This window comes from Chryseobacterium sp. CP-77, from assembly GCF_036362765.1.
GTDB lineage: Bacteria > Bacteroidota > Bacteroidia > Flavobacteriales > Weeksellaceae > Chryseobacterium > Chryseobacterium cupriresistens.
On sequence record NZ_CP143637.1, the window covers coordinates 414776 to 439154 of the forward strand.

General features: G+C 40.1%; 15 protein-coding genes. 11 read left to right on the forward strand and 4 right to left on the reverse strand.

Annotation, left to right across the window (positions count from 1 at the left end):
• The first annotated feature begins 55 nt into the window (after positions 1 to 55).
• From V0410_RS01770 to V0410_RS01800, 7 genes are all read left to right on the forward strand, one after another.
• A complete protein-coding gene (locus V0410_RS01770) occupies positions 56 to 2689 on the forward strand; it encodes a glycoside hydrolase family 3 C-terminal domain-containing protein (RefSeq protein ID WP_330746070.1) in 2634 nt (877 codons plus the stop codon).
• A gap of 52 nt (positions 2690 to 2741) precedes the next feature.
• A complete protein-coding gene (locus V0410_RS01775; RefSeq protein ID WP_330746071.1) occupies positions 2742 to 4730 on the forward strand; it encodes an alpha-L-arabinofuranosidase C-terminal domain-containing protein in 1989 nt (662 codons plus the stop codon).
• A 128-nt stretch (positions 4731 to 4858) separates the two neighbouring features.
• The gene (locus V0410_RS01780; protein WP_330746072.1) at positions 4859 to 6559 is read left to right on the forward strand and encodes a ribulokinase; all 1701 of its coding nucleotides are present in this window, start codon (positions 4859 to 4861) and stop codon (positions 6557 to 6559) included.
• A gap of 33 nt (positions 6560 to 6592) precedes the next feature.
• Positions 6593 to 7303, forward strand: a complete 711-nt coding sequence (locus V0410_RS01785; protein ID WP_330746073.1) for an L-ribulose-5-phosphate 4-epimerase — start codon at positions 6593 to 6595, stop codon at positions 7301 to 7303.
• Between the two features lie 39 nt (positions 7304 to 7342).
• Positions 7343 to 8839: an L-arabinose isomerase gene (gene araA / locus V0410_RS01790; protein ID WP_330746074.1), complete on the forward strand. Its 1497-nt coding sequence runs from the start codon at positions 7343 to 7345 to the stop codon at positions 8837 to 8839.
• Between the two features lie 27 nt (positions 8840 to 8866).
• On the forward strand, positions 8867 to 10024 hold the full coding sequence (locus V0410_RS01795) for an aldose epimerase family protein (protein WP_330746075.1): 1158 nt from the start codon (positions 8867 to 8869) through the stop codon (positions 10022 to 10024).
• Positions 10025 to 10027: 3 nt separating this feature from the next.
• Positions 10028 to 11755 carry a sodium:solute symporter family transporter gene (locus tag V0410_RS01800; RefSeq protein WP_330746076.1) on the forward strand — a complete coding sequence of 576 codons (1728 nt, stop codon included), beginning with the start codon at positions 10028 to 10030 and terminating at the stop codon, positions 11753 to 11755.
• Between the two features lie 743 nt (positions 11756 to 12498).
• Here the strand turns inward: V0410_RS01800 and V0410_RS01805 are convergent.
• The 4 genes from V0410_RS01805 to V0410_RS01820 form a co-directional block, all read right to left on the reverse strand.
• Complete coding sequence (locus V0410_RS01805; RefSeq protein WP_330746077.1) at positions 12499 to 13368, reverse strand: IS3 family transposase; 870 nt, start codon at positions 13366 to 13368, stop codon at positions 12499 to 12501.
• Positions 13365 to 13799, reverse strand: a complete 435-nt coding sequence (locus V0410_RS01810) for a hypothetical protein (RefSeq protein WP_330746078.1) — start codon at positions 13797 to 13799, stop codon at positions 13365 to 13367. Before V0410_RS01810 ends, V0410_RS01805 begins: the two co-directional genes overlap by 4 nt.
• A 94-nt stretch (positions 13800 to 13893) precedes the next feature.
• A complete protein-coding gene (locus tag V0410_RS01815; protein ID WP_330746079.1) occupies positions 13894 to 15615 on the reverse strand; it encodes an RICIN domain-containing protein in 1722 nt (573 codons plus the stop codon).
• 649 nt (positions 15616 to 16264) lie between these two features.
• On the reverse strand, positions 16265 to 16951 hold the full coding sequence (locus tag V0410_RS01820; RefSeq protein ID WP_330746080.1) for an NUDIX hydrolase: 687 nt from the start codon (positions 16949 to 16951) through the stop codon (positions 16265 to 16267).
• Positions 16952 to 17465: 514 nt separating this feature from the next.
• Between V0410_RS01820 and V0410_RS01825 the strand changes: the two genes are divergently transcribed.
• Genes V0410_RS01825 through V0410_RS01840 form a run of 4 tightly spaced genes read left to right on the forward strand, consistent with a single transcriptional unit; the run spans position 17466 to position 24372 of the window.
• Positions 17466 to 19841, forward strand: a complete 2376-nt coding sequence (locus V0410_RS01825) for a glycoside hydrolase family 127 protein (protein ID WP_330746081.1) — start codon at positions 17466 to 17468, stop codon at positions 19839 to 19841.
• Between the two features lie 32 nt (positions 19842 to 19873).
• Positions 19874 to 21778 (forward strand): sialate O-acetylesterase, encoded by a 1905-nt coding sequence (locus V0410_RS01830; RefSeq protein ID WP_330746082.1) that lies wholly within the window; start codon positions 19874 to 19876, stop codon positions 21776 to 21778.
• Positions 21779 to 21806: 28 nt separating this feature from the next.
• Positions 21807 to 23252 (forward strand): MFS transporter, encoded by a 1446-nt coding sequence (locus V0410_RS01835; RefSeq protein WP_232719807.1) that lies wholly within the window; start codon positions 21807 to 21809, stop codon positions 23250 to 23252.
• Positions 23253 to 23262: 10 nt separating this feature from the next.
• The gene (locus tag V0410_RS01840) at positions 23263 to 24372 is read left to right on the forward strand and encodes an endo-1,4-beta-xylanase (protein WP_330746083.1); all 1110 of its coding nucleotides are present in this window, start codon (positions 23263 to 23265) and stop codon (positions 24370 to 24372) included.
• The last annotated feature ends 7 nt before the right edge of the window (positions 24373 to 24379 follow it).

The window sequence follows — 24379 nt, forward strand, 5'->3', positions numbered from 1 at the left end:
ATCATTATTTACAGAATCCACAAAGTCTTAGGACTTTATCGAAACCATATTACCTATGAAAAGAATTGTATTAATCCTATGTGCAACCCTGGCAGCACCTTTATTTTTTGCCCAGAGCCATTATAAATACCCATTCAGAAACCCGGATCTTCCGGTTAATGAAAGAATAGAGAACCTTCTTACTTTACTGACAACAGAAGAAAAGATAGGAATGATGATGGATAATTCCCAGGCAGTTCCCCGTTTGGAAATTCCAGCCTACGGATGGTGGAATGAAGCGCTTCACGGGGTGGCAAGAGCAGGAACAGCTACTGTTTTTCCTCAGGCGATCGGGATGGCGGCAACATGGGATGTTCCGGAGCATTTGAAAACTTTTGAAATGATCTCTGATGAAGCACGGGCAAAATACAACAGATCTTTTGATGAAGCCCAAAAAACAGGGCGGTACGAAGGACTGACCTTCTGGACACCCAATATCAATATCTTTCGTGACCCAAGATGGGGAAGAGGCCAGGAAACCTATGGCGAAGACCCTTATCTTACCTCTGTTCTGGGTGTTGCTGCAGTAAAAGGGCTGCAGGGAAATGACCCGAAATATTTTAAAACCCACGCTTGTGCCAAGCATTTTGCAGTACATAGCGGACCGGAATGGAACCGCCACTCTTATAACGCAGAAATATCAAAAAGAGATCTGTATGAGACGTATCTTCCTGCTTTCAAAGCATTGGTTCAGGAAGGAAATGTAAGAGAAGTAATGTGCGCCTACAATGCTTTTGATGGCCAGCCGTGTTGTGCCAATAATACGTTGCTTACTGAAATTCTCCGTGGAAAATGGAAGTATGATGGAATGGTGGTCTCAGACTGCTGGGCACTGGCCGATTTCTTTCAGAAAAAATACCATGGCACTCATCCTGATGAAAAAACAACCGCAGCAGATGCTTTGAAACATTCTACAGATCTGGAATGCGGAGATACCTATAACAATCTGAATAAATCTCTTGCAAGTGGACTGATTACCGAAAAGGATATCGATGCATCAATGCGCAGAATCCTTAAAGGCTGGTTTGAGCTGGGAATGCTTGATCCGAAATCTTCCGTTCACTGGAATACCATTCCATATGCTGTAGTCGATTCTGAAGAACATAAAAAGCAGGCACTGAAAATGGCACAAAAATCAATTGTGCTGATGAAAAACGAAAAGAATATTCTGCCTCTCAGCAGAAATATTAAAAAAATTGCCGTTGTAGGACCAAACGCTGATGACGGATTGATGCAGCTGGGAAATTATAACGGAACCCCTTCTTCCATTGTAACCATTTTGGACGGAATCAAAACCAAATTCCCGAACGCTGAAATTATCTACGAAAAAGGAAGCGAAGTCACAGATCCTTCTTCCAGAACCTCACTCTATCAGAATTTTATCAGTCAGAAAAACGGCGCGAAAGGAATGAAAGTAGCGTTCTTCAATAACAATGAATTCAAAGGCCAGCCGGCCAATGTTTCCGTAAATTCTACTGCCATCAGCTACAACAGCTTTGGAGGAACCCAGCTTGCACCCAATGTAGGAAGAGAAAATACCTCAGCGATCATTTCAGGGATTTTTAAAAGTACCTATACAGGAGAGGTCGTGTTTTCTGCTTCCACTTCCGATATCTATACCCTTTTCGTGGACGGAAAAGAAATCGCAACAAGAAAAGGACCTGATGCAAGACATCCTTCAGAGTTTCCTGTAAAAATGGAAAAAGGAAAAGAATACAAGATAGAACTGCGTCATACACAAAAAGGAAAATATGTGAGCATCACCTTTGAAGCGTACAGAAAAGACCCTGTTAATTTTGCTTCGGTGAGAGAAAAGGTAAAAAATGCAGACGTCATTGTCTTCGCAGGCGGACTTTCACCAAGTCTGGAAGGTGAAGAGATGATGGTGAATGCAGAAGGCTTCAGAGGAGGTGACAAAACTTCGATTGCCCTTCCTAAAGTCCAGAGGGACCTGTTGGCGGAGCTTAGAAAAACCGGAAAACCTGTTGTTTTTATTCTTTGTACAGGAAGCGCCCTGGGATTGGAACAGGATGAGAAAAATTATGATGCTTTGTTGAATGTCTGGTATGGCGGACAATCCGGAGGAACGGCTGTAGCAGATGTTTTGGCAGGAGATTATAACCCTTCCGGAAAACTGCCCATTACTTTTTACAAAAACCTTGAACAGCTGGATAACGCTCTTTCAAAGACAAGCAAGCACGAAGGATTTGAAAATTATGATATGCAGGGGAGAACGTACCGTTATATGACAGAAAAGCCTCTTTATCCGTTCGGGCATGGCCTGAGCTATTCAAAATTTGTTTACGGAGATTCAAAACTCAGCAAAAATACGATCAGTACCAGCGAAAATGTGACGATCACAATTCCGGTAACCAATATTTCAGAAAGGGAGGGTGAAGAAGTCGTTCAGGTCTATATCAAAAGAAATCATGATGCCCAGGCACCGGTAAAAACGTTAAGAGCTTTTGAAAGAGTTTTAATCAAATCTGAAGAAACAAAAAATATTCAGCTAACCCTCTCCAAAGAGTCATTTGCCTTCTATGATGAAAAAGCAGATGATCTGGTTGCAAAACCCGGCGATTATACCATTTTTTATGGCGGAACTTCTGATGATGCGGGGTTAAAAAGTATTCAGTTAAAAGTAAAATAAAATTGATTCAGGATAAATTGAGGTATGCTTTAGCTTTCAAAATATATGATCTATGACAACAACAAATAAAATATTTTCCATCGCGGTTTCTCTGAGTGCTGCTTTTTTTTCGGCTCAGAATAATACGGTCCGTACTTTTAACCTGGATTTGAAAGAAACTCCGGCACCTGTTAAAATACAACCCACCATGTACGGGATTTTCTTTGAAGACATCAATTTTGCTGCAGATGGCGGATTATATGCGGAGCTTATTAAAAACCGCAGCTTTGAATTTGACGAACCTTTCACAGGATGGAAACAGCCCAACACAAAAACACTTTCTCCTAATCTGGACTCCGGGTTTCTGACCATTTATTCCGATCCTGCCAAAACCAATAAGAATTATGCAAGAATTACCGTTCTCAATGATAAAAATTATATTCTGGAGAATGAAGGTTTCAGGGGAATAGGGCTTCACCAGGGAGAACAATATGATTTCAGCTTTGATCTGGAGAATGTTTCAGGAAATATTGCTGCGGTAAATGCAAGTCTTGTTGATGAAAATGGAAAGGAAATTTCTTCAGTCTCCACACTCATTAAAGGAAAGGGCTGGCAGAAATATACAGCCGTTTTTAAATCACCACAAACTGTAGAAAAAGCAAAACTGCAGATTACATTTACCGGAAACGGCATTGTCAACATGGATATGATCTCACTTTTTCCTCAAAATACCTGGAAAAGCAGAAAAGGAGGATTACGAAAAGACCTTGTTCAGAAACTATACGATTTGCAGCCCGGATTTTTGAGATTTCCGGGAGGCTGTATTGTAGAAGGAAGAACTCTGGCAGAACGGTATCAGTGGAAAAAAACAATAGGAAATGTGGCAGACCGTGAATACCTCATCAATAAATGGAGCACAGGCTTTCCACACAGGCTTACACCGGATTACGGACAGTCTTTCGGATTAGGATTTTATGAATATTTTCAGCTTTCCGAAGATCTGGGTGCAGAACCGGTTCCTATTCTGAGCTGTGGAATGGCATGTCAGTTCAATACCGCAGAGCTGGTAAAAATAGAAGACCTCGATCCTTATATTCAGGATGCCCTTGATCTGATTGAATTTGCCAACGGAGATTCCGGAACAAAATGGGGTAAAATCCGTGCTGAAATGGGACATCCACAACCTTTTAATTTAAAATTTATCGGAGTGGGAAATGAACAGTGGGGAGCGGATTATATTGAACGTTATAAAGTATTTGAAAAAGCCATTCATACAAAATATCCCGGCATTAAGATTATTTCCGGAAGCGGACCATCACCCGATGGCGAGTTCTTTGAATATGGCTGGAAAGAACTGAAGCAGCTTAACGCACAGATTGTAGATGAACATTATTACAACTCACCCGACTGGTTTATGAAAAATGCAGGCAGATATGACCAGTATGACCGTTCCGGGCCAAAAGTCTTTGCCGGGGAATATGCAGCCCAGTCGGTAGGAGTGGTAAAACCTGATAACAAAAATAACTGGCTGACGGCCCTTTCAGAAGCTGCTTTTATGACCGGTCTTGAAAGAAATGCAGATGTGGTCTATATGACTTCCTACGCACCGCTTTTTGCCCATGCTGATGGCTGGCAGTGGACGCCCGATCTCATCTGGTTCAATAATCTGAAATCTTACGCCACTCCCAATTATTATGTTCAGAAATTATTCTCCAACAATAAAGGAACGGATGTACTGAAAATAGAAAGCAACGGAAAAGCAGTATCCGGCCAGGAAAAATTATACGCTACAGCAGTTAAAGATGCCAAAACTCATGAGATCATTATAAAAATGGTCAATACTGATACTCAGGCTAAAACGGTAAGTATCAACCCCGGAACTCTGAAAATCGGTAAAAAAGTAACCAAAATTCTTCTGTCTGCCCCACAGCTTTCCAGTGAGAATAATTTCGATGCTGAACCTGTGAAACCCAAAGAGGAGAATTCAGAAGCTAAAAAAGGTGAAATTTCAACGGAAATTCCGGCCAATTCTTTGGTTGTTTTAAAGGTGAAAACAATTTAATAAACTGTTTTATAGTATGTTATAAAAAATAAGTGTGTTTTTTACATTTATTTAAAATAGAATCTTATATTTGTTTTTATCTCATCAGGAGAATTTAAAATCTCAATAATCAAAAACGTTTCACCACCATGAAAAAATATGTTATCGGGCTGGACTACGGTACAGATTCCGTACGGGCCGTCCTTATTGATACTGAAAACGGTTCTGAAATAACTTCTTCAGTCAGCTACTACCAGAGATGGAAGGAAGGTAAATTTTGTAATCCTTCAGCCAACAGTTTCAGACAGCATCCTTCAGATCATATTGAAGGTCTGGAGAAAACCATTTCAGAAGTAGTAAAAGAAAGCGGGGTACCGGCAGAGCAGATCGTCAGTATTTGTATTGATACTACAGGCTCTTCACCGCTTCCGGTTACAAGTGACGGAACAGCTCTGGCGCTGGTTCCGGGGTTTGAGGAAAATCCCAATGCCATGATGGTTTTATGGAAAGACCACACCGCTATCCGTGAAGCCGAAGAAATCAATACCCTTGCAAGAACCTGGGGTGGTGAAGATTATACAAAATATGAAGGCGGTATTTACTCTTCAGAATGGTTCTGGGCCAAAATACTGCACATCAGCAGAGCTGATGCAGAGGTAAAAAATGCTGCATACACCTGGATGGAGCACTGTGATTATCTGACCTATCTTTTATCAGATCATAAAGACCTGGCAACCTTCAAAAGAAGCCGTTGTGCTGCCGGCCACAAAGCCATGTGGCATGAATCATGGGACGGGCTGCCTTCCGAAGAATTCCTCAACAGGCTAGATCCTTCTCTGGGAACGCTCAGAGGAAGATTATACAGGGAAACCTATACTTCAGATGAAATTGCCGGCTGCCTGAATGAAGAATGGGCCGCAAAAACCGGTCTTACCACCCAAACTATTATTACAGTAGGAACTTTTGATGCCCATTCAGGCGCAGTGGGAGCAAAGGTGGAAGAAAATACCCTGATCAGAATTATGGGAACTTCTACCTGTGATATTATGGTAGCCTCACAGGAAGCTATCGGAGATACAACCGTAAAAGGAATCTGCGGACAGGTTGACGGCTCTGTAATTCCCGGACTGATAGGACTTGAAGCAGGGCAGTCTGCCTTTGGAGATGTACTGGCATGGTATAAAGATATCCTGATGTGGCCGGTTCATCAGGTGATGATGCATTCCGAAAGTATTTCAGAGGAGCAGAAGACAAAGCTTGCTGAAGAAATGGAGACCGGACTTATCCGAAAATTGACCCTTGAAGCAGAAAAAATTCCTCTTTCAGATACTGTTCCGGTTGCCTTGGACTGGGTAAACGGAAGAAGAACACCGGATGCAGATCAGGAACTTAAGGCAGCGATCAGCCAGCTTTCTCTGGGAACAAAAGCACCCCATATTTTCAAAGCTTTAGTCAATGCCATTTGTTTCGGAGCTAAGAAGATCGTTGACCGTTTTGAGGAGGAAGGGGTGAAAATCAATAAAGTGATCGGAATCGGAGGAGTCGCAAGGAAATCGCCGTTTATCATGCAGACCCTTGCTAATGTTCTGGATATGCCGATTGTTGTTGCCGCTTCAGACCAGACTCCTGCTTTGGGAGCTGCTGTTTATGCGGCCGTGTCAGCAGGAATTTATCCGACCGTTCAGGAAGCCAGTATGAAAATGGGCTCCGCATTTGAAGCGGAATACCAGCCGAAAGCGGAAGAAGTGCAGCACTACAGAGAACTAATGCAGCAATACCAGAAGCTCGCTGATTTTGTAGAAAACAATACCAGACTGAAAAACAACAGGAAAGAACTTCAAAACTCCTGATTCTCCCATTTAACCTTTTGAATACTACTCAAAATGAATACCTATAAAGAACTCCAAAGAGAATGCTATGAAGCGAATATGCAGCTGGATGCCCTGAAGCTGGTGGTCTATACTTTCGGAAATGTAAGCGCTGTAGACCGTGATAAAGGTATTTTTGCCATTAAACCAAGCGGTGTTCCCTATGACATTTTAAAGCCGGAAGATATGGTGATTTTAGACTTTGATGCCAATGTCATTGAAGGCAGTCTCAGACCTTCTTCTGATACCAAAACCCATGCTTATCTGTATAAAAACTGGGAAAACATCGGTGGAATTTCCCACACGCATGCGATCTATTCCGTGGCGTGGGCACAGGCACAATTGGATATCCCTGTTTTCGGGACCACCCATGCAGATCATCTTACGACGGATATTCCCTGCGCTCCACCGATGCGGGACGAGCTGATCGAAGGAAACTACGAATACAATACAGGAATACAGATTCTGGAATGCTTTAAAGAAAAACAGCTCTCTCCGGAAGAAGTAGAAATGGTTCTTATAGGCAATCACGGTCCGTTTACCTGGGGGAAAAATGCAGAGAAGGCTGTCTACAACAGCAAAGTGCTGGAAACCATTGCCGAAATGGCTTATCTCACCAGGCAGATCAATCCTGATGCGGAACGTCTGAAAGACTCACTCATCAAAAAACATTATGAACGTAAGCACGGCAAGAATGCCTACTACGGACAGAAATTTAAACACTAAACACTTTAAGATAAACAACTATTAACGATCAACAAAACTATGTTAACACCTCTCAATACCAAAGAAGTCTGGTTCATCACAGGAAGTCAGCATTTATATGGGCCAGAAACACTGGCACAAGTGGCAGACCACTCAAGAAAAATTGGGGAAGAACTAGAAAAATCTTCTTTCATTCCGGTAAAAATCATTGTAAAGCCAACGGTAAAAACTACCGAAGAGATATTTGAAACTATTGCAGCCGCCAATCATGCAGAAAACTGTATAGGAGTTATCACCTGGATGCACACCTTTTCACCAGCCAAAATGTGGATCAGAGGATTAAAAATTTTACAGAAACCTCTTCTGCATCTGCATACCCAGTTCAACAGAGATATTCCGTGGTCTACCATGGATATGGATTTTATGAACCTTAACCAGGCGGCTCATGGAGACCGTGAATTTGGTTTTATGGTAAGCAGGCTCCGAAAGAACAGAAAAGTTGTGGTTGGGCACTGGTCGGAAGAAAGAGTTCAGAAGCAGATCGGCGACTGGAGCCGTGTTGCTGCAGGCTGGGACGACTGGCAGGGAGCTAAATTTGTACGCTTCGGAGATAATATGCGATTTGTTGCCGTAACAGATGGAGATAAAGTGGAAGCTGAAACCCAGTTCGGCTTTTCAGTCAATACCTGGGGAATCGGTGATCTTGTAAGCGTTATCAATTCTGTAAGCGAAGGAGAAGTAAAAAGCCTTATGGAAGAATATGAATCTTCTTATCACATGGCAGCTTCCCTTCTGGAAGGAGGTGCTAACAGAAGTTCACTGCACACCGCCGCAAAAATTGAATTAGGACTTGAAAAATTTTTAAAAGATGGAGGATTTAAAGGATTTTCAGATACCTTTGAAGACCTTCACGGGCTGGAACAGCTGCCGGGAATTGCCGTACAGCGCCTGATGCAGAAAGGATACGGATTTGCAGGCGAAGGAGATTGGAAAACAGCGGCACTGGTACGTGCCATGAAAACAATGGGGCAGGGCCTTGAAGGTGGAAATGCCTTTATGGAAGATTATACCTATCATCTTGATCCTTCTAACCCTTCTATTTTAGGCTCCCACATGCTGGAAGTAGACCCTGTGCTGGCAGCCGGAAAACCTTCATGTGAGATCCATCCGTTGGGAATCGGAGGAAAAGCAGATCCTGTTCGTCTTGTTTTTAACTCCAGAGGAAATATTGATTCTCTGAACGCAGCACTGATGGACTTTGGAAACCATTTCAGACTGCTGATCAACAAAACCAGAGCATTGGAAATTACAGAAGAGCTGCCAAAACTTCCGGTAGCAAGAGTTTTATGGAAACCTCTTCCTGATTTATACACAGCCGCAGAAGCCTGGATACTGGCGGGAGGGGCACACCATACATGTTACAGTGAAAATATTTCGGCAGAGCAGCTGGAAGATTTTGCTGAAATAGCAGGAATTGAATCATTAGTCATTGATGAAGATACCAGAATGCGTGATTTTAAAAATACACTTCGTTGGAATGAAATGTATTATCGTTAATTAATTGTAAAAAATATGTAAATAATTATGAAAAAAACAACATATAACGGCATTTTTATTTTATTATTTTTAATTATTTTCGGCTGTAGAAAAGAAAATAACAAACAGGATATTTCAGGAAAAATGGAGAATGTTCAAACTTCAGCCTATGGAGTGACGCCCAAAGGTGATTCTATTAAAAAATACACGCTGACCAATAAAAACGGGATGAAAGTTGAGGTCATCAACTTCGGAGGAATTATCACCTCTTTAACCGCTCCGGACAGAAACGGAAAATATGAGGATGTAGTCCTTGGCTTTACAAAACCCGAAGGATATTTCGATGGCAACCCTTATTATTTCGGAGCATTGATCGGAAGATACGGCAACAGAATTGCTAATGCCAAATTTACACTCGATGGCAAAACCTATGAAATCAACAAAAATGATGGTCCCAACAGCCTTCACGGAGGAAAGGAGGGATTTCATACCAGATTCTGGAATATTGAGATAGTAAAGGATGCAAAATTTCCGACATTGAAATTATCCTATACCAGCGCAGACGGTGAGGAAGGATATCCGGGGAAGGTAACAACAACTGTTTTCTACACCCTTACAGACGATAACGCCTTGGAAATTTCTTACGAGGCTGAGACGGATAAGCCTACAGTGGTAAATCTTACCCAGCATTCTTATTTTAACCTGTCCGGGAATTTTACTAAAACGATTACTGATCATGAACTACAGATTAATGCAGATCATTTTCTTCCGGTAAATGAAACATTGATTCCTACTGGTGAGCAGAAAGCAGTAAAAGGAACTCCTTTTGATTTTACGGTTTCAAAGTCTATCGGAAAAGATATCAGTGCAGACGATGATCAGCTGAAAAAAGGAAAAGGATATGACCATAACTGGATTTTAAATGGAAAAGGTTTGAGAAGTATCGCGAAAGTGTATCACCAGGGAACAGGAAGATTAATGGAAGTCTTCACGGATGAACCCGGTGTGCAGTTTTATTCCGGAAATTTTCTTGATGGAAAATTTGATACCAAAACCGGAGGTAAAAATGAATTCAGAACAGGATTCTGCTTAGAGACACAGCACTTCCCGGATTCACCGAATCAGGCCTCTTTTCCTTCCACAGAACTGAAGCCCGGACAGAAATACCACTCGAAAACCATCTATAAATTCTCCGTAAAAAAGTAAACTATGGGAAAATTAGCAACTATTGATATCATCATATTCCTGATCTATTTTGTAGTGGTAGCTTCTTACGGATTATGGATCTATAAAAAGAAAAAGTCTGAATCCACAGGAAGTAAGGATTATTTCCTTGCGGAAGGATCTTTGACCTGGTGGGCGATCGGAGCCAGCTTAATTGCTTCCAATATTTCTGCTGAACAGTTTATCGGAATGAGCGGTGAAGGTTTCTTTGTCGGAATCGCTGTTGCCGCTTACGAATGGATAGCTGCTCTTGCGTTGATCATTATCGCAGTCTGGTTTATTCCCATCTATCTTAAAAATAAGATCTATACCATGCCCCAGTTTCTGGAAAGAAGGTATAACAAATCTGTTTCACTCATCATGGCCGTATTCTGGCTGTTTCTGTATGTTATTGTGAATCTTACTTCCATTCTTTACCTTGGAGCTCTTGCTATTGATACTTTATTGGGAGGAGAACATCTTCACGGTATTATGATCGGTCTTTTGCTTATGGCCCTTCTGATTGGTCTCGGAGGAATGAAAGTAATTGGATATACAGACGTTATACAGGTGGCTGTCCTAATTATCGGAGGTTTTGCAACAGTGTATATGGCTTTGCAGATCGTGGATCAGAGAATCAACGGAGCAGCTGTAGGAAATGCACTGGCAGGATTCAATACCCTGATCAATGAGGCTCCGCAGCACTTTAAGCTGATTCTTCAAAAACCAACAACTACGAATACTACTTTGGCAATGCCTCAGAACCTTGAGGTACAGAAATATGTGGTGTTACCGGGTCTGGCCATGTATTTTGCCGGGCAATGGATTGTTAACCTGAACTATTGGGGGTGCAATCAGTATATTACACAGAGAGCTTTGGGAGCAGATCTGAAAACGGCAAGAACAGGAATTCTGTTTGCAGGTTTTCTGAAACTATTTATGCCTGTGATTGTAATGCTTCCGGGAATTGCCGCTTATGTTTTATATTCAAAAGGACACCTTCCCGGATTCAACGGAGTGAAAGACGGTGCCTACTCTGCAATATTGGGATTCTTACCAGTAGGATTGAAAGGATTGGCTATTGCAGCATTGACCGCAGCGATTGTAGCTTCACTGGCAGGAAAAGTGAACAGTATCTCAACCATTTTTACCCTGGATATCTATAAGAAATACCTTAAAACAGATGCCACCGAAATTCAGATGGTGAGAACGGGTCGTTGGGTTATTATTATCGCCATGATGGCTGCACTGGCCTTTACCTGGACAGATGTTTTAGGAATTGGTGGCGAAGGCGGTTTCACATTTATCCAGAAATATACAGGCTTTATCAGTCCGGGAGTTTTTGCCATGTTCCTTCTGGGAATGTTCTGGAAAAGAACAACTGGCACAGCGGCTTTGGTAGGAGTAATTTTAGGATTTGTCCTGGCGATCTTCTTCAACAGCTTTGCCGTGGGAATTTTTGGGAAAGAAACCTGGATGTATACCGCATTCACTTATGAAAAGCTTGAGAACGGAGTAGTGCATACCATTACCGAAATTCCTTTCCTGATCAATATGGGATGGTCATTCTTTATCACCATAATCGCGATGATTCTGATCAGTCTTGCAGGTCCGAAAATTAATCCTAAAGCCTTTGCCATTGATGTAGCAATGTTTAAAGTAGACAACAGGACATTAGTTTTGATTGTGATGACGCTGCTTTTACTGACCGCCTTGTATGTAAGATTTTGGTAAACGTAGAAATATGTTATAAGTGAATGGTCAATAGTGAATTCGTTTCACTTGTCAATTTTAAAAATTCACCATTGACTTGCGAAGCAAAATTGACTTTTCACACATTATTAAAAATAGGATGCTTTTTTTTGAGCATCCTATTTTTTTTTATTTCAGAATTAGCTATATGCACTTCTATTGCGCTTGGTTCATCTCAATATATTTGAATCTGAATTTTAGTTTTGATCGTATGCAATGCTTTTACTGATTATTTTGTGTAGATTGAATATATGACAAAAGTGAATGGTCAATAGTGAATTCATTTCACTTGTCAATTTTAGAAATTCACCATTGACTGCGAAGCAAATTGACTTTTTAAAAGTTAATAGTCAATAGTGAATTCGTTTCACTGTCAATTTTAAAAATTCACCATTGACTTGCGAAGCAAATTGACTTTTCACACATTATTAAAAATAGGATGCTTTTTGAGCATCCTATTTTTTTTGTTTCAGAATTAGCTATATGCACTTCTATTGCGCTTGGTTCATCTCAATATATTTGAATCTGAATTTTAGTTTTGATCGTATGCAATGCTTTTACTGATTATTTTGTGTAGATTGAATATATGACAAAAGTGAATGGTCAATAGTGAATTCGTTTCACTTGTCAATTTTAAAAATTCACCATTGACTTGCGAAGCAAAATTGACTTTTCACTGACTAGTCCTGAAAATCTGATACAGATTATAGTACAAAAATAAATAATTAAACCAGAGTAATTTTACTATTGCTTTGGTTTTTGTTTTTATAGGTTTTCATTTTAATTTTTGACTGGTTATGCATTTGGTTTGGAGTTAGATAATGATTTGAAAAATGTGGGCGTAAATTATTGTAGATTTCGATAGATTCATTTACTATCTTTTTCCTTAAATTGTTGTTTATATCATGTTTATCAATATCAAACTCATGCTTTAAAATACCATTTATTCTCTCTGCTACTGCATTTTCATAAGGATCAGAGTTTTGTGTCATACTACATTTTAATTGATGTTTCTGTAAAAGTCTTTGATACTCGTTCGAGCAGTATTGTAAACCACGATCGGAATGATGGATTAAAGATTCTCTCATACCTTTATACTTTTTTAGAGCTCTTTTTAAAGCTATAATACTACTCTGTGTATTTAAATTGTCTGCAACAAAGTGTCCCATTATTTTCTTAGAATACGCATCAGTTATTAAACTTAAATAGCTTGGATTTTTTCGGTTCCCTATATAAGTAATATCTGCAACCCATACCTGGTTGGGCTTTGTTATGTGATAGTCAAGGAGCAGGTTCTTATGCTTTCTAAAACGATGATGAGAGTTGGTTGTAATGTGATAGCTTTTGCGAGGTTCAATCAATAAATTATTAGCTTTTAAGATGGCAAAGAATTTATCTCTCCCTACCTTAATGGAGCTTAAGGATCTCTGTAAAATAAAATATAATTTCCTGCCTCCTAACCTTGGCATCTTAACACGAAGATTCTCTACAAGCTTTACTACCTCTGAAGCTTTATCTTTACAAACTTTCGTACGCTTTATACTTCTATAATAGATTTGTCTATTTAACCCTAACAATCCGCAAGTAAAAATCAAAGTTTCTTTTTCTTTACTGCGGAAGTAATCGATTGTTCGGGTGGTGAGTTTTTTCGAATATCAATGTGATATTCTTTCTCAGCCAGATCAATCATCATATCAAAAAATATGGACTTCTTATCTGCAATATAAGCCTGCTTTTCTAAAAAAGCCTTTTGCTTTTCAAGAAGCCTTACCCGGGCTTCTAATTCCATAATACGTTGTTCAGGTGTTTTTTCCATGGCATAAGGTCTTTGGTTTTCCCAATCAAAGTTACCATATTTTCTCAGCCAATTTAAAATAGTACCATGAGATTGAATACCATATTTCTTACGACAACTAGTAATAGTGGACGCTCCACATTCAACTTCTTTCACGATTTGAAGTTTTAAACTTAAACTGTAATCCTTCTGTGTGCGTTTAATGTACGTGGATGTTAATGTTTCTTCCATAACGATTCTTTTTTGTGTATCGCTATTTCAGGACGAGACACACATACAATAAAAAAACAGGATGCTTAAAAAGCACCCTGTTTTTTTATTGATATCAGTTCATTCCAATATATTTAAACTTGAACAATTGACATGACGTACCATAATAATCCCAAAGGTGTAAGTTTGAATTGCCATCCATGGTACAGTTGGGAATGTCCCAGCCACGTGTAGGGTCTACCTTGGACAGGATTTTATAATAACCATTGGAGACAGCAACTACCTGCCAGGCTTGTGCATCATTACCATAGTTCTGCCAAAGCCTTATCGAAGTTCCCAGTGTATTGCTGTTACTGGCTAAATCAATGCAGCGATTGGTTGCACTCGCTTTGGATACAAAACGCCAGTAACCATTGCCGGCGTCAATGGCAACCCAGCGCTGTGCGGCAGCACCATTCCTTGTCCATGGTCTTAACACTGCGCCATTGGCATCCTCTCCGGATTTTAGATCAACTACTTTATTGGCATCGGTCTGAAACTCGATCTCATAAATACCATTATTAACCAGGCTGCTGGTTGTATTACAGTTTCCAACAGGATAATTGGAGGATGCATATTGCTGAAACCACTGTTTAACTGGTGCGGCGCAGGCTTCCCAATCGTTGTTGTAGGCTGTTCCTGCATTAGGATCGCCTTTGTGGAGGAGATTATCCGGGGCAAGAACATTCCAGCTTACATTGCCTGACTGATCCACGATATATTTTAAATTGGCGCCAAATCCGCTTCCGCCTGCGGTACCTGTTGTACCGATACCAAAAGTACCATAGCCCTGCGGTGCCCAGTCGGTCTCGGTAATGGCAATCGGTGCAATGTCTGCAATCGGTTTAACATTGATATTCCATGCGTTCTGAAAGGCTTGATAGTTGCTGAGACCGCCCCAGTAAGCTGGATAAATATGAACAGCATAACCAATATTACCACCTGTAATCTGGTTATTGACATAGCCTTGGTAATGGGATTGCCATCCTGTGCCCGGTATCCAGCAAACATTATTGGCTCCATTGTTGCGAATGATGTTAACCAATGGCTGGAAGAAGTTTTTAAGTGCTGCAAAGTGCTCGTTTCCAGTCGATCCCCATGTGCCATTGGTGCCCAGAATCTCAACTGGTTCGTTGGCCAATTCGAACATTACATTGTCAGCGTTCTTTAGGCCCGGATGTTGCGACAAAAAGGTCCATACGGTTTTAAGATAGCTATGATAGGCATCGTTCACAGCAATACGGTTTGGACATACACCTGGTGGACGCAGGATGACATACATTCCCAGGCTGCGGGCATGGTTAATCAGCGGGATTATCACCTGATCTGTATACGTTACAAGGCGGTTATAATTGAATCTTGAGATATCGTTCTCAGGGATAGCCGGTCCGGGATCATTGGTCCAATACGGGTCAATATGAAGACGGATGTAATTGAGATACCAGCCATCAGCAGCGCTGCTAAGCTTGTTCATGACAGCTTTATTATAGTTCAGAGCGCCCTGTACATTGTAATTATCCCAGGTACAGTAGCCGGAATTAGCCCCATACTGACAACCATTGAACCAGGGGCTGGGAGTTATGGCGACACCATGTAAGATGACATTATTGTCACACGGGTCTTTAAGGTATCTGCCTCCGACATGCAGCATTGGTGTTGCTGCCAATGCTCTTGCGCTAGCGCCGGCACTTAAGTTGGTGTCAGGGTCTTCTAGTAAATTTTTTTCATCCATCGTAGAACAGCTGGAAAGAATGATTAACAGAAAGGCCAGAAAAAGCCACATTTTGTTTGTTCTCATAATTTGATATATTTAAAGTTTGGTCTTATTTTTTAGCCGTCAATATCTTGATTCTCCGTCCTGCGCAGGAGTATTGCGCAGATAAGTAAAACTTCTTAATTTTTATTAACGGTGGATTTGAATAAGGATTGATTTCAGATGACTAAACCGTTTAACCTGTTTGTCTCCATATCTCCTTGCCTAAATACCGGTTTCAGGTAGAATACTGGAATCATTTCTATTCAGTTTGCAATTTGAAAATCTTTTTCTCTCTTTTTCTGGTTCCCGCGAAGTTAAGTTCGGGGTTTGTGAAAATTTGATCTGTTGTTAAGTATGGTTATTAATTTTGTATAAAAATACACATAATATTAAATATAAATCAATATTTTATTAAAAATTAACAAAAAATTACATATCATAAATAGGATTATAAACCATATAATTATAATGCCTTGTGTGGTAGGAAAAAAGAAAAAACCTTATCATAAATTTTTATGACGAGCATTCTGAAAAAAGACAAAATAACTGTTTGTCCTGCTGGAAATTTCCGCCAGGAGCACAAAAAAAATCTCACAAAAGTGAGATTTTAATAAGAGTATGCTGAATTTTTTATCATTCCAAAATATTAATTTTCTGGAATACTTTTTCCAAAATTAAACAGGTTGGCCTGTCAGATTTTAAACATAAATCCCCGTGAGATTTTTTTATTGTATTTTTTTTCATCAAACCGATAAAGAAAAGACCCTTTTCTGGATGACGTCATATCCTTTTTATTCGTATTCACAAGGATATCCATACTGTTGATCTTGCTGGTAAAATTCCGCTTGTCAAATTTTTCATCAAAAATAGCTTCATAAAGATTCTGAAGATCTTTCATTGTGAACTTTTCAGGAAGAAGCTCAAATCCTATAGGTCCTGTGGAAGCTCTTCTCCTCAGCCTGGCTACAGCATCCTTTACCATTTCGTTATGATCGAAAATAAGGTCAGGAGCTTTCTGAAGTTCCACCCATTTTGCACTGTACTGCTCATTGATCTGGATATCTTTCTCAATATTGATCAGTGCATAATAGGAGATAGACATGATTCTGGCTGTCGGCTCACGGTTAATTTCTGTATAACATTTCAGCTGTTCAAGATATATATTTTCAAGACCGGTCAATGTACACAGAACTCTGTTAGCCGCCTCATCAGAAGTTTCCTCATTGCCAACGAAGCCACCCATCAATGACCATTCGCCCATTTGAGGTTCAAAATTTCTTTTTACCAAAAGGATTTTAAGATTTTCGCCGTCAAAACCGAAAATGATACAGTCAACAGCAACAAGGTGTTTGGGATATTGGGAGTAATCCTCAGTCATCTTTTATATTTTACTACAAAGGTAAAGCTTTTATGAATATGATATTATATAAATGTGATTCATACACTTTTTAATCTGAATGATTTATTTCATTAAAATTATTCCTAACGGATATTTTGGGAGGTAAAACGGGTATCAAAACCGGAAAATATCACTGAAATCAGGTTAATCATACATGAATTGAATGTTAAAATTGTGTTAAAATTAAAAAGAATGTTAATAATAGTCAAGAAAAGGGACTTAACGTTAAAAATACGATAAGGTATTTGCTATATCTTTGAAATTTTTGCCAAAACATATCCTGGATTCATTTTCATAGGGAATCATATGGTTTTAAGGTTTTGTTTTACTGTAAATTAATTATCTTATTTTTTATGATAAGGTAGTATGTTTTTTGTTGTTTTCAGGGCTTTATTGAAAGTTTTAAATGAAAAAATAAGTCAAACAGACTCAGGAAATGTTTCGTATATAGATTCTTTCTGTTATTTTAGAAATGTTGAATTAACATTTATCCATGACCCCAAAACTTTCGGTTATTTTATTGTGTTTTGCTTCATTCGCCTCAGCGCAGATGAATAAGAAAATTCATTATTTCCCTTTGGAAACTGTAAAGTTATCAGAGAGTGTTTTCAATAAAGCTATGATGGCAGACCGTCAATATCTCATGGCAATGGAACCTGACAGGCTGCTGGCTCCTTATCTTAAAGAAGCCGGGTTGAAACCCAGGGCAGATAATTATCCTAATTGGGAAAATACCGGACTGGATGGGCACATAGGAGGACATTATATTTCCGCATTATCCCTGATGTACGCCTCTACAGGAGATAAGGCAATACAACAGAGAATTGATTATATGATCAGTGAGTTGGAACGCTGCCAGAAAGCCTCTCCGGACGGATACATTTCAGGGATTCCCAACGGGAAAAAAATCTGGAAAGAAATAAAACAGGGAAATATTCGCGCTTCAGGCTTCGGTTTGAACGACCGCTGGGTACCTTTATATAATATTCACAAACTATACTCAGGGCTGCGCGATGCGTATTGGTATGCCAAAAATGAAAAAGCAAAGGCAATGCTTATAAAGCTTACAGATTGGATGGCAAATGAAGTTTCAGATCTTTCTGATGAGCAGATACAGGATATGCTGCGCAGTGAACATGGAGGACTCAACGAAGTTTTTGCAGATGTTTACGATATCACTCATGACCGGAAATATCTCAAACTGGCTCACCGTTTTTCCCATCAGGCTATTCTTACACCGCTTTTATCAGGAGAAGATAAACTTACAGGACTGCATGCCAATACACAGATTCCAAAAGTAATCGGCTACAAGCGTATTGCCGATCTTGAAAACAATACGTCCTGGAGTAATGCCGCTGATTTTTTCTGGCATAACGTTACAGAGAAAAGATCTTCAGTTATTGGCGGTAACAGTGTCAGTGAGCATTTTAACCCTGTCAATGATTTCAGCAGTATGATAAAAAGTATTGAAGGTCCGGAAACCTGCAATACCTATAATATGCTGAAGCTTACCAAAGAGCTTTATGCAACGCAGCCCGAATCGTATTATATAGATTATTACGAAAAAGCATTATACAATCATATTCTTTCCACAGAAAATCATGATCAGGGAGGCTTTGTTTACTTTACGCCAATGCGTCCCGGACATTACCGTGTGTATTCGCAGCCTCAGACCAGCTTCTGGTGCTGTGTAGGATCCGGAATGGAAAACCATGCCAAATATGGGGAAATGATTTATGCCCGGTCGGATAAGGATTTATTTGTAAACCTGTTTATCCCTTCCACATTGACATGGAAACAGCAAAAAGTAGTGCTCCGTCAGGTGAACAACTTCCCGGAAGTTCCTGAAACAACATTGATCTTTGATGCCGCGGGAAAATCAGAATTTGATTTAAAACTGAGATGCCCGGAATGGACCACACCTTCGGAAGTAAAAATTCTGATCAACGGAAAACAGGAAAAAGCACAGCGTGGTTCCGACGGCTATTTTACACTGACTAAAAAATGGAGAAAAGGTGATGTTGTGAAAATGACCCTGCCGATGCATCTTTCCGCAGAACAGCTGCCTGACCGCTCCAGTTATTATGCATTTAAATACGGTCCTGTGGTGCTTGCCGCAACATACGGTACCGAAAATCAACAGGGACTTCTTGCGGACGATAGCAGAGGAGGCCATATTGCTCATGGTCCGCAGATCCCTTTAAACGAAATTCCCGTTATCCTCGGAAATTCTTCAGAAGTTGTCAGTCATGTTGCGCCTTCGAACAATAAACCGCTCAACTTTACCGTTACAGGTCTTTATCCGTCTGAAAAATTCGGGAAAGGTTTAGATCTTGTACCGTTTTACAGTATTCAGGCAGAAAGATATATTTTGTACTGGCCTCAGGCTGACAAAAACGGGATAGAAAATATTGTGAAGCAAAGGGCAAAAGAAGAAGCAGAAACCAGCAAGCTGGATATGATCACCACAGATAAGATCCAGCTGGGAGAACAGCAGCCGGAATCAGATCACTTTATAGAAAGCAAAGACTCTGGTACAGGATATATGGAAGACCGCCATTTCCGTGATGCCAAAGGCTGGTTCAGTTATCAGATGAAAAATAACGGAAAAAATGCTTCATACCTTTACCTGCTGTACTTTGATGCGAATACCAGCCGTACGCTGAATATTGAGATCAACGGTAAAAAAGTCATTACCCAAAATCTGGAAGGAAAGTCCGGAGCCTTACCTCAATATCTGGTCATTCCGATTCCGGATTCAGAAAAGAATAAAGAAAATCTTAGTGTAAAATTTCTGGCAGACGAAAAACTCATGACCGCTAAAGTCATTGAAGTCCGTTTACTGACAAAAAATTACGAAAAGAAATAAAGCTGAACCAACATTAAAAACAGATTTTTTCCATGAAGAACAGAACTCTATATTTATTATTTTTTCTTGCAGCTATTTGCAGTTTTCATGCAAAGGTAAGGCTTCCCGCATTGGTTTCAGACGGAATGATCCTTCAGAGAAATCAGGATCTTAAAATCTGGGGATATGCAGATGCAGGAGAAAAAATTACAATTAAGTTTATCAATAAAACCTATAACGCCACCGCAGACCAAAGGGGAAACTGGTCTCTTATGCTTCCAAAGCTTAATGCCGGAGGCCCATATACTATGATGATTAATGAGATCACCCTTAAAGATATTCTTATTGGTGATGTGTGGGTAGCCTCAGGACAATCCAATATGGAACTTCCGATGCGCAGGCTGACACCTTTATATGAAAATGAAATTAAAAACGCCAATAATCAGAATATAAGATTCTTTACAGTTCCGCAGAAATATAATTTTAAGGCTCCGCAAAATGACCTTGACGGAGGGAAGTGGGAAAGTACCAATCCTCAGACTATTCTTGATTTTTCAGGAGTTGCCTATTTCTTTGCCAAAGAACTGAATGAAAAAAATAAAGTCCCGGTAGGAATTATTCATACCAGCTTGGGAGGCTCTCCGGTTCAGGCCTGGATGGATGAAAAATCACTGAAAAAATACCCGGAATACCTGGCTGAAGCAGAAAAATGGAAAAACGATGACCTGATACAATCTACAGAATCCCAGGAAAGATCATTAAGCAAAGCATGGTATGCAGAGCTGGATCAGAGTGATATTGGTTTCAACCAGCACTGGGAAAAAGATAACGGGAATGATTCCGGGTGGAAAACCATGATGGTTCCGGGATCATGGGAAGACCAGGAAGCTCCGTTTGACGGTTCTGTATGGTTCCGCAAAGAAATTATTCTGCCAAAAGGAGTGGATCAGAAAACAGCATTTCTCAATCTGGGCAGGATAAAAGATGCCGATATTACTTACATCAATGGAATCAAAGTAGGCAATGTAACCTATGAATATCCACCGAGATGGTATGACATTCCGAAAGGTGTTTTAAAAGAAGGAAAGAATATCATTACCGTAAGAGTCATCAATGGCAGCGGAAAAGGACAGTTTATTGCTGATAAACCGTATTATCTGGAAATCGACGGTCAAAAAACTGACCTTAAAGGCGAGTGGAAATATAAAATAGGAGCAAAAATGGAAAAAATGGCTCCCGGACAGACATTTATCCGCTGGAAACCGGTAGGGCTTTACAATGCGATGATTAATCCGCTGATCAATTATAAAATCAAAGGATTTATCTGGTACCAGGGTGAAAGCAATACAGGAAAACCAAAAGAATACGGAGATTTGCTGTCAACAATGATCTCCGACTGGCGTTCAAAATGGAATAAGAATGATCTGCCGTTCTTCATTGTGCAGCTGGCCAATTTCATGGAGAAAAAAGATGAACCAATTGAAAGCAACTGGGCCGAGCTGAGAGAACAACAGAGACAGGTTTCTCTTAATGTTCCTTATTCAGGACTTGCGGTAACGATTGATGTGGGAGAATGGAATGATATTCATCCGCTCAATAAAAAAACAGTGGGTGACAGGTTGGCTTTGCAGGCTCTGAAAGTCGGGGAAGGCAAAAAAATCATAGCTGACGGACCCGTTTATCAGTTGATGAAAACAGAAGGAAAAACCATTATTCTATCCTTTAAACCCGGTACAGACGATCTGATACAGGGAGAACTGAATGGTTTTGCCATACAGCAGAAAGATGGCCGTTACCAATGGGCAAAAGCAGAAGCAAAAGGAAATAAAGTTAGGGTATGGAATGATCAGGTCACCAACCCTGTCAATGTACGCTACGACTGGGCAGACAACCCGGACGGCAATCTTAAAAATAAAAGCGGACTTCCGGCTTCACCTTTTACAACAGAAAAAAATTAATTTAACATAGAAAACCTTATTACAATCAATGGATCATCAGCCACAAAAAATATCGGTAATAGAAAAAGTAGGGTATAGCCTCGGAGATCTGGCAGCCAACCTTGTTTTTCAGACCTTAGTCACCTACCTGACCTATTTTTATACAGATATTTACGGACTCAAAGCAGAAGATGCTTCTGTTATCACCCTTACGGTAGGTTTAATTGCCGGGTTTGGCTTTAACCCGCTTATCGGAGCACTGGCAGACCGTACAAGCTCACGATGGGGGAAATTCCGTCCATGGATTTTATTTACGGCTGTACCGCTTGGTATTGCAGCTCTGTTAGCCTTCAGTACGCCTCACTTTTCCTATCAGGGTAAAATGATTTATGCTGCAGTTACTTATTCATTATTATTGTTATTATACGCTTCCAATAACCTGCCTTATGCTGCTCTGAGTGGCGTTATCACGGGAGATATGGGAGAAAGGAACAGTATTTCTTCATACCGTTTTGTAGCAGTAATGTTTGCACAATTCTTTGTACAGGTATTTATGCTCCCTATCATTTTATATGTAGGACATGGAGACAAGGCACAGGGAATTGAGACCGTTATGACATGGCTGGCTGTGATCGGATCCATCATGCTTTTGATTACCTTTTTTACCACCAAAGAAAGAATCATTCCCAAACCGGAGCAGAAATCGAGCCTGAAAGAGGATTTAAAAGATTTGTTCCAGAACAGGCCATGGATTATTATGCTGACCGTGACTGCATTTATATTCATCACGCTTGCAATGAAAGGAGGATCGTATGTATACTATTTCAATAACTATGTGGATGAAAATGCTCTCAAAAGTTTTATCTCACCCATTACAGCATTTTTTAATTCTGCAGGGATGAATTTCTTTGGAGAAGATCCCAAGTCTGCTGGGTTCGGATTATTTAATGCAGGAGGAATTGTGATGATGATCGTCGGCATTACCTTCTCTAAAAAACTGGCAGACAGATTTGGAAAAAGAGATACTTTCATAGCGTCATTATTTATCTCTACACTTTTCATTCTGTTCTTTATATTTTATCCTCCGAAAGCAGTGGGAATTATGTTCCTGTCGCAGATTTTACACGGATTCTTTTATGGAATCAGCACACCGCTTTTGTGGGCAATGATTGCTGATGTGGCCGATTATTCGGAATGGAAGAACAACCGCAGGGCAACGGCTATTATTTTCTCTGCCATGATGGTAGGATTGAAAGTGGGGCTAAGCATCGGAAGCTCTCTGGTAGCTTTGATCATTGGAAAATACGGATACATCTCCGTACATGGGAGTGAACAGGTGATTCAGCCTGAAACAGTGGCAGCAGGAGCGAAAATGCTTGTGAGTATCTTCCCGTCCATTCCGTTTTTCATTGCCTGCGGACTGCTTTTATTTTACAAAATCAACAAAAAAATGGAAGTTCAGATTGAAAAAGATCTGGCTGAAAGAAGAAAATAAAACAATTACTATGAAACGTATTTTAATTGGTTTGGCGGCTCTTACCGCTTCCGGGCTGTCGGCACAGAAGTCTGACGGTACTTTAAAAAAAGCATTTCAGGATAAATTCTATATCGGAACTGCCATGAGCCTTCCCCAGATTGACGGCACAGATCAGAAAGCTGCAGCGATTATCAAAAAACAATTCAGCTCCGTTGTTGCTGAAAACTGTATGAAATCGATGTTCCTGCAGCCTCAGGAAGGAAAGTTCTTCTTTGATGATGCCGATAAATTTGTTGATTTCGGACTGAAAAATAAGATGTTCATCATCGGGCATACACTAATCTGGCATTCCCAGCTTCCAAAATGGTTTTTTACAGATAAAAATGGAAAAGATGTTTCTCCTGAAGTATTGAAACAGCGCATGAAAAACCACATTACAACCGTAGTTTCCCGTTACAAAGGAAAAGTAAAAGGATGGGATGTGGTCAATGAGGCCATTCTTGAAGACGGAACCTATAGAAAGAGTAAATTTTACGAAATCCTGGGTGAAGATTTTATTCCTTTGGCATTTCAGTATGCACAGGAGGCTGATCCCAATGCAGAATTATATTACAACGATTATAATGAATGGTATCCTGAAAAGGTAAAAACAGTCATTGCAATGGTTGAAAAACTTAAATCAAGAGGAATCCGTATTGATGGAGTAGGAATGCAGGCCCATGTCGGAATGGATAACCCTTCTATCGATGAATATGGAAAAGCAATTCTGGCCTATTCCAATGCCGGAGTTAAAGTCAATATTACAGAACTGGAAATTAGTGCGCTGCCTTCTCCATGGGGCAGTTCTGCCAACGTTTCAGATACTGTTGCCTATCAGAAAGAAATGAATCCTTACACCAAAGGACTTCCCAAAGAGGTAGAAATGAAATGGGAAAAACGTTACCTTGATTTCTTTGGCTTGTTCTTGCAACATAAAGATAAAATAAGAAGAGTTACCTTATGGGGAGTTACCGATAAGCAGTCCTGGAAAAACGATTTTCCGGTGAAAGGAAGAACAGATTACCCGTTGCTGTTTGACAGGAAAGACCAGGAGAAACCTGTGGTACAAAAAATAATAAAACTGGCAGAGAAAAATTAAAATCAAT

Bases quoted from the DNA above. Each gene is read 5' to 3' on its own strand.
- V0410_RS01770 (WP_330746070.1), top strand. From the start codon at position 56: ATGAAAAGAATTGTATTAATCCTATGTGCAACCCTGGCAGCACCTTTA.
- V0410_RS01775 (WP_330746071.1), top strand. From the start codon at position 2,742: ATGACAACAACAAATAAAATATTTTCCATCGCGGTTTCTCTGAGTGCT.
- V0410_RS01780 (WP_330746072.1), top strand. From the start codon at position 4,859: ATGAAAAAATATGTTATCGGGCTGGACTACGGTACAGATTCCGTACGG.
- V0410_RS01785 (WP_330746073.1), top strand. From the start codon at position 6,593: ATGAATACCTATAAAGAACTCCAAAGAGAATGCTATGAAGCGAATATG.
- araA (WP_330746074.1), top strand. From the start codon at position 7,343: ATGTTAACACCTCTCAATACCAAAGAAGTCTGGTTCATCACAGGAAGT.
- V0410_RS01795 (WP_330746075.1), top strand. From the start codon at position 8,867: ATGAAAAAAACAACATATAACGGCATTTTTATTTTATTATTTTTAATT.
- V0410_RS01800 (WP_330746076.1), top strand. From the start codon at position 10,028: ATGGGAAAATTAGCAACTATTGATATCATCATATTCCTGATCTATTTT.
- V0410_RS01810 (WP_330746078.1), bottom strand. From the start codon at position 13,799: ATGGAAGAAACATTAACATCCACGTACATTAAACGCACACAGAAGGAT.
- V0410_RS01815 (WP_330746079.1), bottom strand. From the start codon at position 15,615: ATGAGAACAAACAAAATGTGGCTTTTTCTGGCCTTTCTGTTAATCATT.
- V0410_RS01820 (WP_330746080.1), bottom strand. From the start codon at position 16,951: ATGACTGAGGATTACTCCCAATATCCCAAACACCTTGTTGCTGTTGAC.
- V0410_RS01825 (WP_330746081.1), top strand. From the start codon at position 17,466: ATGACCCCAAAACTTTCGGTTATTTTATTGTGTTTTGCTTCATTCGCC.
- V0410_RS01830 (WP_330746082.1), top strand. From the start codon at position 19,874: ATGAAGAACAGAACTCTATATTTATTATTTTTTCTTGCAGCTATTTGC.
- V0410_RS01835 (WP_232719807.1), top strand. From the start codon at position 21,807: ATGGATCATCAGCCACAAAAAATATCGGTAATAGAAAAAGTAGGGTAT.
- V0410_RS01840 (WP_330746083.1), top strand. From the start codon at position 23,263: ATGAAACGTATTTTAATTGGTTTGGCGGCTCTTACCGCTTCCGGGCTG.